Origin of the sequence: Legionella genomosp. 1, from assembly GCF_900640215.1 — a bacterium.
In the GTDB taxonomy this organism is placed as follows: domain Bacteria; phylum Pseudomonadota; class Gammaproteobacteria; order Legionellales; family Legionellaceae; genus Legionella_C; species Legionella_C quinlivanii_A.
Genome location: NZ_CAAAJH010000001.1, coordinates 188,552 through 203,664 on the forward strand (window position 1 = coordinate 188,552; position 15,113 = coordinate 203,664).

Genomic DNA, 15,113 nt, shown 5'->3' on the forward strand with positions numbered 1-15,113 from the left:
AAATGGCAGGCAGAAAAGAAAACCTTAAGGCACTTTTTACAAATACTCGCTCGCGGGTCATTATTGTTTTCACAACGATACTGCTGGGCATTGCCGTAGTGATTGGTGTTATCAAGTTTATGGGTGCGGGTTCTGGTGGTCCAGGAGCTTCTGCAGATGTTCCAGGAACACCGGCGATACAATCCATCCCCGGGGCGTTAAATCCTACTGCCCAATATGCAAAGCTGCAGGAATCTCAGAATGTCACTCAGGCCCAGAATGCTTTAAAGACTGGTGGAAGTGCTATTCCAACCTTGATACGCTCACAGCAAATTGGCAGTGGTGTAGGGGGAGTGGGTCTGGCTGGTAATGGGCAAGGCGGCGTTGGATTTTCAACTCTGGCGATGGAAGATGAAGCCGGAGCTCAGCGCGACTTATGGCTTGATGAGCTAAAGAAAGGAAACTGTAATAAGTCCATAGTACAGAAAGTTGTCAGTGAAGGGGCCAATATTTCTGTACTCAAGCAGGCATGCTCCTGTATTCAGTTAAAGGCGGATGGATACCAGTTAGCTGATTTACAACAATCTTGCTCCTGTAAGGAATTGAAAGCGGCAGGGTTTAATGCCCGCCAGTTAAAAGATAGCGGCTATACCGCAGGCCAGCTGCGCATTTGTGGCTTTGATGCCTGCGAATTGCGCAATGCAGGTTTTACTGCCCAGCAAATGAAAGATGGCGGGTTTACAGATGGTGAGCTAAAAGGCGCTGGTTTTTCTGATGCCGACATTAATAAAGCCAGCGGTTTGCCAGACGGTGTGACGGAGTCGGATATACGCAAAGCGGGTTGTGATGTGAATGCTCTGGAGCGTCTGAGGGCAGCAGGAGTCTCGGCATCGGCTATTCGTCGAACTAATGGTTGTAGTGCCTCACAATTAAAAGCGGCTGGATTCACCGCCCAGGATTTGAGAAATGCAGGTTTTTCTGCCGCTGATTTGAGAAATGCCGGCTTTACCCCCCAGCAGTTAAGACAAGCAGGCTACAGCGCCCGCGATCTCTTAAATGCAGGATATACTCCTGATCAATTGCTTAAAGCAGGATATACCCCGGCTGAAATCGTAGCGGCTGAATCAGAACTTCCTCCAGGAATTACTCCAGAAGATATCAAGACTGCAGGCTGTAATAGTTCTGCCTTGACGAAGGAGCGTTTGGCTGGTGTGAGTGCCAAATTAATCAGGCAATATGCCAACTGCAGTGCGCAGGCTCTGAAAGCTGCAGGCTTTACCAATGATGATTTGGCGAATGCAGGATTTACACCGGATCAGATTCGGGCAGCTGGTGCTTTATCAGATGATGCAATCAAAGCGGCAGGATGTGATCCTGATAAGTTAAAGTCTCTCTATGCTGCGGGAGTTTCAGCTCGTAAAATAAAAGAACTCAACGGCTGTTCCGCCTCCGCTCTAAAAGCGGCTGGTTATGGCGCACAGGCCTTATTGGACGCAGGTTATACTCCACAAGAGCTCACTGCCGCCGGATTTTCACCCGATGAAATCCGGGCTGCACAACAAGCATCTGATGCAGCAATTAAAGCTGCAGGGTGTGATCCTGAAAAATTGAAAGCACTTTATGCAGCAGGCGTTTCAGCCAAACGTATTCATGACTTGAATGGATGCTCTGCGGCAGCGCTCAAAGCGGCAGGTTATGATGCCAAATCACTTCTCGAAGCAGGATTCACTCCACAGGACTTGCTTGCCGCTGGATTCACTCCGGAAGAAATAAGACAAGCCCAATTAGCAACTGATGCTGCAATCAGAGCGGCTGGCTGTGATATTAATAAGTTGAGTGAGCTTCGCCAGGCAGGTGTTACAGCGAAACGTATTCACGATCTGAATGGCTGTAGTGCGGCGGTTTTAAAAGATGCAGGATTTGATGCCCGATCACTTTTAGATGCTGGATTTACACCTCAGGATTTGAAAAATGCCGGATTCACAGCAAAACAATTACTGGATGCAGGTCTGACACCACAGCAGTTATTACAAGCAGGCTTTACACCGGATCAATTAAGACAAGCGGGCGTGAGTGCAGCCGATATTATTGCTGCAGGACGAGTGGCCGATTGCAGTCTTGCATCCCTGCAGGCAGCCCATGCCTCAGGTGTTTCGGCGACTGTAATTAAACAGACGCTTGGATGCAGTGCATCCGCTTTAAAGGCTGCCGGTTACAGCGCGGCTGACCTTCGGGCAGCAGGTTTTACTGCTGCTGAGCTCAAAAATGCAGGGTTTAGTGCTGCAGAGTTGAAAGCCGCCGGTTTTACCGCAAAAGAACTTCGAGATGCGGGTTTCTCAGCTGAGGAATTAAAGGCTGCCGGATTTACTGCGGGTCAACTGAAAGAGGCTGGCTACTCAGCTGCCGAGCTAAAGGCCGCTGGCTTTACAGCGAAACAATTGAAAGACGCTGGGTATAGTGCCAAACAATTGAAAGATGCTGGTTTCAGCGCTTCTGAACTTAAGGCCGCTGGATTTAGTGCCAAAGAGTTAAAAGATGCAGGGTTTAGTGCCAGTGCATTACGAGCAGCAGGCTTCTCTGCCAAAGATCTGAAAGACGCTGGTTTCACTGCCGAAGAACTTAGAAATGCTGGTTATTCCGCTGCTGCACTTAAAGATGCCGGTTTCTCGGCGGATGATTTAAGAAAAGCAGGATTTAGCGACGCTGAACTTCAGGTAGCCGGAATACAACCTGGGTCTGCGGTTGCAGGTCTTGGCGATAATCAAATTCCTGGGGCTACTTCGGGCGTGCCTGGAGTGCCGGGATTGACCGGTAGTACCAATGCTGCCACAGCAGAAGCAGCAAACTCCAAACAGTTACAGGAAATATTGAATCGACAAAACCAGCAAATGGCAGATCAACGTTATCAGCAACGTATACAGCAAAGAACGTCTGATATGATGAGTGCTGCTACAACCTCCATTCAGAGTTGGTCAAGAGTGTCGGTACAGGCTTATACAGCCAGCAGCATTCCTGAAGAAGAACCTAAACCGGGTACGGCTCTTATACCTGGCACTCAGACAATTGCCGTAAGCAGTTCCGAGACAACAACTACAGTAGTCCAGACAGCACAAAGACCTGTAATCAAAACAGGAGATATTATATTTGCTGTATTAGACACTGCGGTTAATAGCGATGAGCCTGGTCCAATTCTGGCAACGGTTGTATCTGGAAAACTGAAAGGATCCAAGCTGATTGGAAGTTTTACCCTGCCCAGCAATTCCGATAAAATGGTAATTAGCTTCAATACCTTATCAATGCCAGGGGTGTCACATACTATTTCAATCAATGCCTTTGCGATTGATCCGAATACTGCACGTACGGCTCTTTCAAGCCGAACTAACCATCATTATCTGCAACGATATGGTTCGCTGTTTGCCTCATCTTTCCTTGAAGGCTTTGGTAATGCGTTCCAGTCAGCAAATACAACTGTAACAGTGGGCGGTACCGGTGGTGGCGATAATATTACTGTACAGAATGGTATTGGACGATCAGCACTGGAGAATGCGGTGATTGGTCTGGCAACAGTAGGAAAATCCTGGGGGCAGGTTGCCCAGCAGCAGTTTAATCGTCCGACAACCGTTGAGGTATGTTCAGGCACTGCAGTGGGTATACTCTTTACTCAAGATGTCACTTTAACAAGCTAAGCAGGGTAGGAAATGGCCGATAATTATCAAGGTAATGATGAGTATGAATTCACTGATCTGGATGCTCTGGAGCCAGAGACTATTGACAGTGATGAATCACAGCAATCGTCAACTGCAACGAAGAAGAAACCTTCTGATATCGGGCAGGCCAATGTGAAGCGAAATGCGCTGATTGCTATTGCCGTGATTGTCGTTGCTATGCTGGGCTATAAATTTTTGGGTTCTTTTTTTACCAGTAAGCCCAAAGCTGTAGACAGTGGCGAACCTCAGGTAAGCACGGCACCAGCCGTAAATACGAATACTACGCCCGTGCAACAGCAGCCAGTGGTGGTTGATCAGGAGCCATCAATTCCAACAACTACGACGACAACACCGGATACGACGACAACCACTACGACCAGCACGACAGAGGTGACCCCCGCCTCCAGTGACACCTCTTCTGCGACTGATCCGCAGGTCAATCAGAAGCTTTCTGCTCTTGAATTAAGCCAGCAGAATCTTCGCAGCGAAGTGAATTCTTTAAGTGAGCAGTTAGGTGGTGTTAATACCAGTATTACTGAATTAACGAATAAAATTAACTCCTTAAATCAGATGATCACCTCAATGGCTCAGAAAGTTGAAGATCAATCGAATCAAATTACAGTATTAACCGTGCGTACTCAACCAAAGAAGGTTGTTAAGCAGGTTGTAAGGCAAGTCGTTCCAAGAAATATTTATTATATACAGGCTGTAATTCCTGGACGAGCTTGGTTAATTGGTACAAATGGGTCTACACTTACCGTTAGAGAAGGGACAAATATCGCAGGATATGGGGTTGTCAGGTTAATCGACCCGCATCAGGGACGCATCGTTACAAGTTCAGGTCAGGTTATAAGGTTTAGTCCCCAAGACAGTTGAGGCAGATATGGGTGATGATGGCAGTGGTGGTTTAGTCTCTTGGATAACAAGTAACGCAAGTATTTTAAATAATCTCGCAGCAAATCTGCTCCCGGTTGAGCGGTTGGTGACTGGGGCGGCCTATCTTATAGGCATCGCCTTTGCGTTTAAAGCAATTTACAGTTTAAAGATTTATGGCGAAGCAAGAACGATGATGTCTAGCAATACGAGTATCAAGGAACCAGCTGTTTATATAATGGTTGCTGCCATTTTGATCTATTTTCCAACTGGTTTGGACATAATGCTCAATACGACATTTGGTTCATCCAATATTTTGCAATATGCCCCTATGGATAGTCAGAACCAGGCGTTGGATTCATTATTTGGTACAGGTAGTGCCGTAGGACAATCACTTTCCCTGCTGATTCAGGTGATTGGGGTTATTGCATTTGTCAGAGGCTGGGTGTTGATTGCCCGATCTGCCTCGCAGGGGCAACCTCCAGGAGGAACGGGAAAGGGATTAATGCATGTTTTTGGTGGAATCTTAGCCATGAACATTGTAGCAACGCTGGAAATGATTAATAATACATTATATGGTACGAGTTAAACTTAATTGAAATTAAAGGAGAATCACTGTGAAAACGCTGGCTGAAAAAAATACTCTAAATAAGCGGCTATTCGTTTGGTTTGCTTGTTTAGGGTTAATGGTTATGGCGGGGGAAGCCTTTGCATCATCCTCTCTTACTTTAGGGGGAATGGCTTCAAGTATCACAGGCTCCTTTGCCAGCCTGACACGTTTAATAACTGCAGGATCGTATCTTGCGGGTTTGGGATTTTCTATTGGCGCTATCATGAAGTTCAAGCAGCACAAAGATAATCCAACCCAAATCCCTATTGGTACACCGATTGCGCTAGTTCTGATTGCGGCTGCTTTGCTATTCCTGCCAACAATATTGGGAATTGCCGGAGCGACTATGTTTGGCGGCAGCGGTGGACAGACTGCAGGCCCAGGTGGATCTGTGTTCACCAGTGGTTCAGGCTCATAAGAAGACGAAGGGTATTATTTTCAGCGGTTAATCACTGAAAGTAATACCCGCTGTTCATAGTAATTGAAGGTAATAAAAACTTTATGGCTGCCAATCAGGAACGCAATAAATTAAGGCTTGTAGCGAGCCCTGGTGCATGGCGTTTATATTCTGCCAGAAAGGCGGATGAACGCTTTAAAGCGTATGAACAAAAAGTGCTTCTTCGCGATCGCTATACCTGCCAGTTCTGCGGATTTCAGGCCAAACTTTTTCAAGAAGTCATCAATATTGATGGCAATTATACGAACAACAAAATTTCCAACATGGTCACTGCCTGCTGTTTTTGTGCTCAGTGCTTTTTCATTGAGTCAGTGGGTGTCGGCGGCTATGGTGGTGGTACGCTTATTTATCTTCCAGAACTTCAGCAATCCGAGTTAAATAGTTTGTGTCATGTCCTTTTTTGCGCGATTACCAACGATACTGGCTATAAAGGCAGCGCACAGAACATATATAGAAGTTTCAAATTCAGATCCCAGGCCGTTGAGGAAAAATTTGGCGAGGGAACCAGTGACCCCTCCATTTTGGGGCAACTGATTATTGATTCTGGTGCCACTTCTCCAGAAATCTCAAACAAGTTATTTAATAACATACGATTACTTCCATCAAGGGCTAAATTTAGAAGGCAAATAGAACAATGGGCAGCCAGCGCCTTGGAGGAAATGGCTGAAAATACTTAGCCAGTCTTGATTTATCACATCAGCATAAGCATTATTTAACAGGCAGGTTACTAGGAAAAGCTATGGCGAATTGGGCAGATTCATTTTTTGAAGGGGTTGATACTTTTTTTGCTTGGCTAAGCACTTCCCTTAAACAGACTACCGAATCGTATCTGGAATTAGAAACCGCAGATAGTCCTACGGTTTTGGTTAATCATGACGGTACGCTGTTATCGATTTTAAAGATCGAGGGCGTTACCGCTTTGGCTGGCGCAGAAGAGTTTGAGCACCTGGTAGAAGGTTTGAGTAATGCGTTTCAGGGTGCTATGGGACGCCCAGGACATGCCCTTCAGGTTTTGTTTAGCCATGATAAGCAAAATATTCGTAAGGTTATCAAAGATATTTATGGTCCTGCAGAGGGAACAGCTCAACGCTTAAAATTAAATCTCGATGATTTATTTAAAGAAAGAATTGATTACCTGTCGCTTTATTGCGCAGAGGAACGCGTCTATTTCGTGTTGCTCACCCGACCATTCAATCTTCCTTCAGATCAATTGAAAACGGCAAATAAAACCAAACTGAAAATGCTTAGGGATTCCAAAGCGCCGCCTTTCAAGAATTCTCAAACAGTTTATGCCGCTATTCCGGAGTTACGTGATACACATGACGCTTACGTGCGTTCGGTCATGAATGATCTGGACAGCTTACACGTTTTTGCCACATTGCTTAAAGCGCATGATGCGGTGCATGCTATCCGCATGACAGGTGATCCTGATTTTACCAGCGATGACTGGCGTGCAACCCTGCCAGGCGATAAGATTTTTCCTAAGGAAATCAATGATTTCGAGGGCGACGCTTCGGATTTGCTATGGCCGCCATTGTCCAAGCAGGTTCTACCCCGAGATGCGGAAATTCTGGATTTACGTACTGTACAAGTTGGCGATAAAATTTATTCTTCTGTGTTTATTGATCTGTTCCCCAAAGAAATTCGGCCATTTATTACTTTATTTGCCCGAATATTACCTGCTCATATTCCCTGGCGAATCTCTTTTTTAATCGAAAGTGAGGGCCTGGATACTATAAAATTAAAGGGTTTGCTGGCATCGATCCTAAGCTTTTCATCTGCACAGAACCGATTGATCAGTGACTCGGTAAACCTGTTGAAATATTTGCAGTTGAACACCGATGATGCCATCGTCAGATTAAGGGTAGTTGCAACGACCTGGGCAAAAGAAAACGAGATGGCTCTTCTTAGACGCCGGAGTTCTGAATTGGTCAAAGCGATTCAGGGTTGGGGTTCTACAGAGGTTTCGGAGGTTTGCGGCGATGCTTTTGCTGGTTTTGTTTCCAGTATGCTGGCAGCGACCACGCGAAGCACCGCCGTTCCTTCAGTGGCGCCATTGACTGATGTCATTAGCATGCTGCCGATAACTCGGCCTGCATCACCCTGGAGCACCGGGGCATTATTGTTTCGTTCACCTGATGGCAAGCCTTGGCCATTTCAACCGGGTTCAACCCAGCAAACGACCTGGATTGACCTCGTCTATGCACGTCCTGGTTCAGGTAAGTCAGTTTTATCGAATGCGCTAAACCTTGCCCTTTGTCTTTCAGGTGGATTAACCCGTCTGCCACGAATTGCGATTATTGATATTGGGCCATCCAGCAGCGGTCTGATTTCTCTTTTGAGAGAGGCACTGCCTGCCTCGCAGAGACATTTGGTAGCTTATCATCGCCTTCGTATGACTCCTGAGTATTCGATTAATCCCTTTGATACTCAATTAGGCTGTCGTTATCCCACAGCTCTGGAGCGCTCGTTCCTGGTTAACTTTTTAACCTTATTGACTACTCCTTTGGGAGCAACTAAACCTTATGATGCCATGCCAGATTTGGCGGGTATGGTTGTTGACGAGCTTTATAAAAGCTTTGCAGATGAGTTCAATCCAACTCCTTATGCGCCTGGAGTTGAAGAATTTATTGATTCCATTTTAGAGGAAATCGGCTTTGTCCGGGATTCCAAATCAACCTGGTGGGAGGTCACGGATGCCCTGTATTCGGCAGGCTTCGTCCATGAAGCGATGCTGGCGCAGCGGTACGCGATGCCCCTCCTTGCTGATGCCGCTTCAATTTGTCGCACTCCCTCAATTGAAGATTTGTATGAGCGGGTTGTCGCACCTACCGGGGAATCATTAATTAGTGCATTTTCCCGTATGATCTCAGCCTCTGTACGTGAATATTCTATTCTGTCGCGAGTTACCAGTTTCGATATCGGTGATGCCCGCGTGGTTTCCCTCGACCTCGATGAAGTGGCGAAAAGCGGGGGAGATGCTGCCGATCGACAAACATCGGTTATGTATATGCTGGCTCGTTATGTGTTGGCCCGGCACTATTATCTGACAGAAGAAAGCATGGGAACAGTGCCTGATCAATACAAGGAATATCATAAAGAGCGTGTATTGGAAATTCGCGAAGATCCCAAGCGTATTGTATATGACGAGTTCCATCGTACCGCGAAATCTTCTGCCGTACGTGATCAGGTGATTGTCGATATGCGGGAAGGAAGAAAATGGAAGGTTCAGATTTCGTTACTTTCTCAATCCGTTGATGACTTTGACCCAGTGATGATTGATTTCGCTACTGCAATTTATATTATGGATGCAGGACCATCGCAAGCTGTTGAAAAAACCAGCCAGATTTTCGGTTTAACTAATACGGCCAAAATTGCCTTGCGTACCCGAGTTCATGGACCCAGACAGGGTGGGGCTACTTTTCTGGTGCAATATGCGACTAAAACCGGGGTGAACGTTCAATTGTTAACACTGACTCTCGGTCCGATAGAGCTTTGGGCATTTAGTACTACTGCCGAAGATGCGGCAGTCCGTAATCAATTGTATCGCCATATAGGCCCTTCGGAAGCCAGGCGTTTTCTTGCTGCCTTGTTCCCTAATGGCTCTGTTGCAAAAGAAGTAGAAAATCGCCTGATCCTGATGAAATCTGAGGTAGGTCTCATTGAAGAAGATGCGAAAGAGAGTGTCATCGAGCAGTTGGTTAATGATTTGCTGAACGCCTATGCTAAAGATCCGAATATGAAGAGTCTTCCAGGGAAAATCGCATAAACGGTAATTTTGTCATTCCCCGAATGCGGGAATCCATTCCGCAGTTGGCATTATAGCCGGCTCAAAGATGAATTCCCGCCTTTAAAGCAGTTCTCGCAATATTTATCCCTTTGCAATATCCTTTTTCAGACTAAATCCAGTTAAAATCCCTGGGCTGAAGGGGTTTATCTGATTTTGAGTTTTTAACAGGTAACGCCCTGAATTGCCATTGACTTCAAAAAGAATCTGCAGGCTGCTGCTGTCATTACTGTCAACGAGCACATTCACCTTTTGCAACATTTTAAAAAAGGCCCAGGTGCCAGATTCTTCCAATTCGTAATGATTCCCTTCAATAGAGTTCAAGCTAAGCTTGGCGCCGCGTTGAGGCCAGGTAAACTCGGTATCTGATTCACTGTTCTGGTTGTCAGATAAAGAGGTTTCACCAATGGTTAGCTGGAAATTGGATACTACGGGATCAAGATTTATTTTTTGCAGGGAAAAATCAATTCGACTGGTTTCTGAATCGTCCGGAAAGAACATGTTGCTAATAACGTTTGCCCTGATTAATTCATTAATCAGATCCGTTGAAACAGGCATCATATAACCATTTAATTCTTTGGGTTGCCATTGGGCATGGCTGGTATCAAGAAATGGCTTCAAATAATGGGTGACGAAACTATTTAAAGTGCCATGCGGTGAAAAGAAGTGGTCAAAATCTTCCAGCCCAATTTCTTCCTTCTCAGCTGGATCCAGGGGATAGCGTTTGGCAATAGAGTTTTTATAGACGTTATAAACTCGCTTGTTCCATTGTTTGTTCAGGAAGTCTCGACTTTCGTTAATAAAAATGAACCAGGTATCGTCTGCAATTTGTTTAGCCCAGCTGGCAATCGGTTCTGGCAGCTGACGTGAACGGTTATACAGCGAACTGAGCGGATCAGTCAGTGTATCTCCCCGAAAACGAGCTTGGGTGAGATCGAAAACGGTTTGTCCCTGATCATTGACTAATGACAGCGTGGTCAGAAATTTTTCCAGTTCGCTGACATTTACGGTTAATTCTTGCGCTGCAGAGCTGGTCATCAGGTTTAAGCCAGTAAATTGGCTTGCGATCTTCTGATTGAAGAGGCTGGAATTTTCCGCAGCTTCCGGACTGGTTTGTTGCTGAATTAATTGAACCAGACGTCGAATGGAATCAGACTGTTGCAGGGTCTGCGTCAATTGTCTGGCTTGCTGATAGCCTTGATAATGCTGTGGACGAGTACGCCTTGTAAAGTTTAGCCACCAATTGCTGTAGTCAAAGCAGTAAGCCTGTTCAAGCTGAGCTTGCAGATTATCCAGATCCTGACGTGCAAGTACCCAGTTTTCTTTTTGCAGGGTCGCAGTAATCTGCGGCAGCAAATTGCTTACTTCGCCAAACCCGGTTTTGGTGAAGTAATCGGGTACTTCTTTGGCCGCCAAATCAAAGCCTTCCACGTTAATTGATGTTTTTCCCTGTGGAAACTGGGCCTTGGCTAAAGAGTAATAAAGATAGGCCGCGGGCAGGGCGTTGAGATAATTGCGCGCATCGCTGACAATCTGCTGATTGATTGCAAGAGCCTGTCTGGGCTGTTTTAATGCATTATGCAGCAAGAGAAGCTGCTTATCATTATAAAAAGCGGCATTGGTAGCTTTCCAATAATTACTAAACCAGTCTGTTACTTCGGCTTCGGAGAAATGCTCCGGCTCACCCAGCATTAAATAAATTTTCAAGGCCTGATAACGTGCCAGTTGCGTTTGAGATGGATTGGATATCACATCTTCCAGAGCGGCTAGCACATCGGGTAAAAAGTTGTTATGCAGCTTGCTAAGTGTACTGCTATGCAATTGAACTTTAAGCTGCTCGAGAACAGGATGAGAAACAAAGCTTGAGGGAATCAGGTTCAGTTTGGTTTCCGCTTGCGATAAATGATATAAGGCTGTAGCCAGATCTTTATTTTGACTGCTTAGTGTTTCATAGGCCAGAAGCTCTTTACTGGCATCATCAAGCAGCTGGGATGTTTGGCTGTATTGATACCATAGACCTGTCAGGAATACGGTTACCAGTGCAGTAGTTCCAAGGGCTGCAATTTTATGACTTCTGGTTAAGCTTGGGTTCAGCTTTTTCGTTTGATCCTGGAATGCCCTGATTGGACCTTCAATAAAGTAAGCTCGATAATTGGTGGATTGCGGATATTTATCAGGAATAGTCAGGGCATATTCATGCTGAATTCGCTGGTTTAAGCGATCGACAGACAGGCCTCCTTGTTCAGCACTGGTAAAATAGACGGCCTGGACTCGAAATTCTTTTGCTATCAATTGCTGAATCAAGGTTTGCACTGGAATACGCAAACTGGCTAACTGCAAGGGAAATTCGCGGATTAAAGTTCGTTTGACACTTGAGCGGGCAGGATGCAGTTTGTTAATGGTTTCCTGACTTAAAACCTCAATCATGCGATCGAACTGAAGGCGGTATTGTTCAATAAGCTTTTTCGACTGCATGCTGTGATCGAGAGAAAAGCCCAGGGGTTTATTTAAATCCTGAACGTGTTCTGATTGGAAGAACTCACAAAAACCGGCTAGTGTATCTAATTTGGTAAAAATGACGGCCAGTTCAGTCTGATAGCCCAATGCTTTGCTAAAGCGTTCAAGAAGATCGGCATGCGATTTACATTGATTGGCAATTTGAACCGGTTCAGCCATCAGCAAATCACGGCTATCTACACACAATAGAATGCCGCTGATACGGAGGCCGCGATGGCAGCGGTTGAGTTGTTTTAAGTTGTGGTGGAGAAGATTGTCTGTCTCATGAAGCCAGGTTTCACCCAACTCTAAAATAATGCCGTTATTATTGTAGAAAAAATTGGCACCGTTTAACTCATCCACAGGGTAATGATTTAGTTGAGCCTGCTTGAGCAAGGTGGTTTTACCCTGATGGCTTTTTCCAATAACCAGTAAAAAGGATAGAGGAGTGGATTGAGGTTTTAAGAGGTTAATAATTTTTTTAAGTGCGTCACATAACGCTTGCAAAGATCTGTCCATTAGTTTTCCAGTTTCGCCGTAGCGGTATGACCAAATTGAACCATTTTGGCTTTATTTTCGACTAGTAGATAACTGAGTCCATAACCAGCTACTAAAATACATAAGGAGATAATGGCAACGACTATAAATGGTTTATTATTATTTACGCTGCGTTCCGGCTTTTTATGTTCTTTAAACAAACGGTAAGGCTTATTGACCCGGTATTGTTTAATGAGTTGGAATAATTCCTCAATCAGATTATCCAGGACTTGCCGACCATCGGTACGGCAGTGTTGTTTTCCTTCAAATCCGGTTATCAGGCAGTAATAGGCCAGTTCAATCAGATCCAGGTATTGATTGGGCCTTTCCTTAATATGATTAACAATGTCGAAAAAGCGCTCCTCTGGCCCAATTCCGTTATGAGAAAGCGGAGTGAACGCCTGAAACTCAGCAGGAACTCCATATAATCTGAGATAACTTTTTCCCAGGATTTCATCGATGGTTGCACAAAGTAAATAATGAGCAATGGCATTTAATTCATCAGAGTAGGCTTTCCCATGCAGACGGCTATCAAAAGCAAGCAGTTCATGCTCAACATTTTCACGAAGATCAGCAATAGGAGGAAGTGATGGGCTTATACATAATCGCTCTAATAAAGACAATACTGGTCCTGCCGCAGCCACTAAAGGGTTAGTAGTGAAGGGGGCAATAAATAATTTGGAGCGATAATAGCCATGAGCAGGTAAAGGTTTGCCCATAATCGATAAATTGCTGACAAGTGAGGCCGAAATTGACTCAGCTGTCATATTCTGACTCCAACTTACTTCTCAAGTTAATGAGGATAAAATTAATCAAGCAGCGTGATATACCTGAGCTATCTGCTTAATACAGAAAGTGTATCGATAATACGTGATCTCGGGTACCTTGTCGATAATACATAAAAGATTAATTTTCTTCTGTAAACAGATGATGAAAATATCTGTCAATCCAGTCTTCACCGAGAAATTCAATAGCATCTTCAAGAAAATCAGCCAGCTCGTCTGCTGTAAGCTGGTGCGCTTCATGAGGAGTCTCCATGTCATGATGAAAATATTCCCCCCAATAGCGTTCACAAAATTCGCAATAATCTCGCGTATTCAGGATAAAAAAATGCCAGAGATCGTCCAATGGTAATAATGGGCCAAAGAGATAAGTCGGTTTACCCTGGCCTTTGCGATACTGGGTAAGCCACATCCAGCCGAGTAAATCCTTCCATAATTGCTGACATTGCTGGAATGATAAGCTGGGATTGTTTGAAGCATAATGCCTGAGAATGCGCTCATTGCAAGCGCCAAGCACTGTGCGTAACGGTAAAAGGGAACTCATCGAAAACGACAGCAGCTTTTTCGCCAATCCTTATTGTTAGTGATCGCGGTGACAATCCGGCAGATTTTTTCTTGTTTTGTCATCATTTATCTCCTATCTCTTAATGAGGTGGCTTTAGATAAAACTCGTGTCAGATAATTTGAACATCAAATTAGCCATAAATCAACCAGTCTAATCGATTGATTTTATCTATCGAAGCAATAAAAACGTTTTATTTTACTAATCGATTGAACTCAACTACATTTAGGATAGACAACAGAAGGAGAGAAAAATGATTACTGTAGGCAACCGATTTCCCCCATTCCAGTTAAAAGCGACTGTCAGTAATGAAATTAAAGAGGCGTTTACCACCATTAATAATGAAAGTTTTGGCGGTAAATGGCTGGTAGTTTTCTTTTGGCCTAAAGATTTTACCTTTGTATGCCCCACGGAAATTTCCGCATTTGGAAAACTGCAAGCTGAATTTGCAGATCGCGATGCGCAAATTCTGGGTGTAAGTATTGACAGTGAATTTGTTCATCTGGCCTGGAGAAAACAGCACCCGGATTTACATGACTTGCCTTTTCCAATGCTTGCAGATATCAAACGCGAATTAAGCGGCAGCCTCGGCATACTTGACGAGCAGGAAGGTGTTGCGCAGCGAGCCACTTTCATTGTGGACCCACAGGGGATAACCCGCTTTGTAATGGTTACTGATTTAAATGTTGGACGTAATCCTCAGGAAGTATTACGTGTTCTTGATGCCTTGCAGACAGATGAACTTTGTCCTTGTAACTGGAAGAAAGGCGAAGAAACTATCCATATTCAGGAGTGATATCATGCTGACAGCTATAACTGAACGTTTACCGGAAGTTGCAAAAGATGTCAGACTCAATTTGGGTAAGGTATTGGATTTGGATCAAACCGATGGCTTGACCGCGCCGCAGGTGGCTGGTTGTGCATTGGCTGTTGCCTATCACTTAGGCGATCAGTTACTGATTGAAGAGTTTGAAACATTAAACAATGAACCCGCATTGGTCAATGCGGCAAAGCTCGCTGCCAGCCTAATGGCGATAAGTAATATTTATTATCGTTTTACTCATTTAAGTGAACAGCCGGAATTAACACAGATTCCTGCCGGTTTACGAATGCAGGGCATGGCCAATCCTGGAGTGGACAAGCTAAGTTTTGAAATGATGTGTCTTGCCGTTTCAATATTAAATGGCTGCGGCGCTTGTATGAGTGCGCATAGCCGTCAGTTAGTACAGCATGGAGTGTCGGCAACGGTTCTGGCAAGAATAGGGCGTATTGCCGCAGTCACTCATGCTGCTCATGTAAGTCTTAGACTATAGCTGTCAGCGG

11 protein-coding genes are annotated in these 15,113 nt (G+C 44.9%); 8 read left to right on the forward strand and 3 right to left on the reverse strand.

Going from position 1 to position 15,113, the window contains the following annotated elements:
* Positions 1-2: 2 nt before the first annotated feature.
* The 6 genes from dotG to E1O89_RS00880 all read left to right on the forward strand — a co-directional run bounded on the left by dotG (position 3) and on the right by E1O89_RS00880 (position 9,395).
* Positions 3-3,665: a type IVB secretion system protein DotG/IcmE gene (dotG, locus tag E1O89_RS00855; protein WP_133138511.1), complete on the forward strand. Its 3,663-nt coding sequence runs from the start codon at positions 3-5 to the stop codon at positions 3,663-3,665.
* A gap of 12 nt (positions 3,666-3,677) precedes the next feature.
* On the forward strand, positions 3,678-4,562 hold the full coding sequence (gene icmG / locus E1O89_RS00860; RefSeq protein ID WP_133138512.1) for a type IVB secretion system protein IcmG/DotF: 885 nt from the start codon (positions 3,678-3,680) through the stop codon (positions 4,560-4,562).
* A 7-nt stretch (positions 4,563-4,569) separates the two neighbouring features.
* Positions 4,570-5,148 carry a type IV secretion protein IcmC gene (locus E1O89_RS00865; protein ID WP_133138513.1) on the forward strand — a complete coding sequence of 193 codons (579 nt, stop codon included), beginning with the start codon at positions 4,570-4,572 and terminating at the stop codon, positions 5,146-5,148.
* A gap of 97 nt (positions 5,149-5,245) precedes the next feature.
* Positions 5,246-5,587: a type IV secretion protein IcmD gene (locus E1O89_RS00870; protein ID WP_233013017.1), complete on the forward strand. Its 342-nt coding sequence runs from the start codon at positions 5,246-5,248 to the stop codon at positions 5,585-5,587.
* A gap of 83 nt (positions 5,588-5,670) precedes the next feature.
* Positions 5,671-6,303, forward strand: a complete 633-nt coding sequence (icmJ, locus tag E1O89_RS00875) for a type IVB secretion system protein IcmJDotN (RefSeq protein WP_133138514.1) — start codon at positions 5,671-5,673, stop codon at positions 6,301-6,303.
* Positions 6,304-6,365: 62 nt separating this feature from the next.
* Positions 6,366-9,395, forward strand: coding sequence for a type IV secretion protein IcmB (locus tag E1O89_RS00880; protein WP_133138515.1), 3,030 nt, complete (start codon positions 6,366-6,368; stop codon positions 9,393-9,395).
* 102 nt (positions 9,396-9,497) lie between these two features.
* Here the strand turns inward: E1O89_RS00880 and icmF are convergent, their stop codons facing one another.
* The 3 genes from icmF to E1O89_RS00895 form a co-directional block, all read right to left on the reverse strand.
* Positions 9,498-12,428: a type IVB secretion system protein IcmF gene (gene icmF, locus E1O89_RS00885; protein WP_133138516.1), complete on the reverse strand. Its 2,931-nt coding sequence runs from the start codon at positions 12,426-12,428 to the stop codon at positions 9,498-9,500.
* Positions 12,428-13,213, reverse strand: a complete 786-nt coding sequence (gene icmH, locus E1O89_RS00890; RefSeq protein ID WP_058508971.1) for a type IVB secretion system protein IcmH/DotU — start codon at positions 13,211-13,213, stop codon at positions 12,428-12,430. Before icmH ends, icmF begins: the two co-directional genes overlap by 1 nt.
* 139 nt (positions 13,214-13,352) lie before the next feature.
* Complete coding sequence (locus E1O89_RS00895) at positions 13,353-13,772, reverse strand: hypothetical protein (protein ID WP_262337358.1); 420 nt, start codon at positions 13,770-13,772, stop codon at positions 13,353-13,355.
* Between the two features lie 271 nt (positions 13,773-14,043).
* Here E1O89_RS00895 and E1O89_RS00900 point away from each other — a divergent pair, with 271 nt between their 5' ends.
* Complete coding sequence (locus E1O89_RS00900) at positions 14,044-14,586, forward strand: peroxiredoxin (RefSeq protein ID WP_058508972.1); 543 nt, start codon at positions 14,044-14,046, stop codon at positions 14,584-14,586.
* A gap of 4 nt (positions 14,587-14,590) precedes the next feature.
* Entirely contained in the window at positions 14,591-15,103 is a 513-nt protein-coding gene (locus E1O89_RS00905) for a carboxymuconolactone decarboxylase family protein (protein ID WP_133138517.1), read from the forward strand.
* Positions 15,104-15,113: the final 10 nt, after the last annotated feature.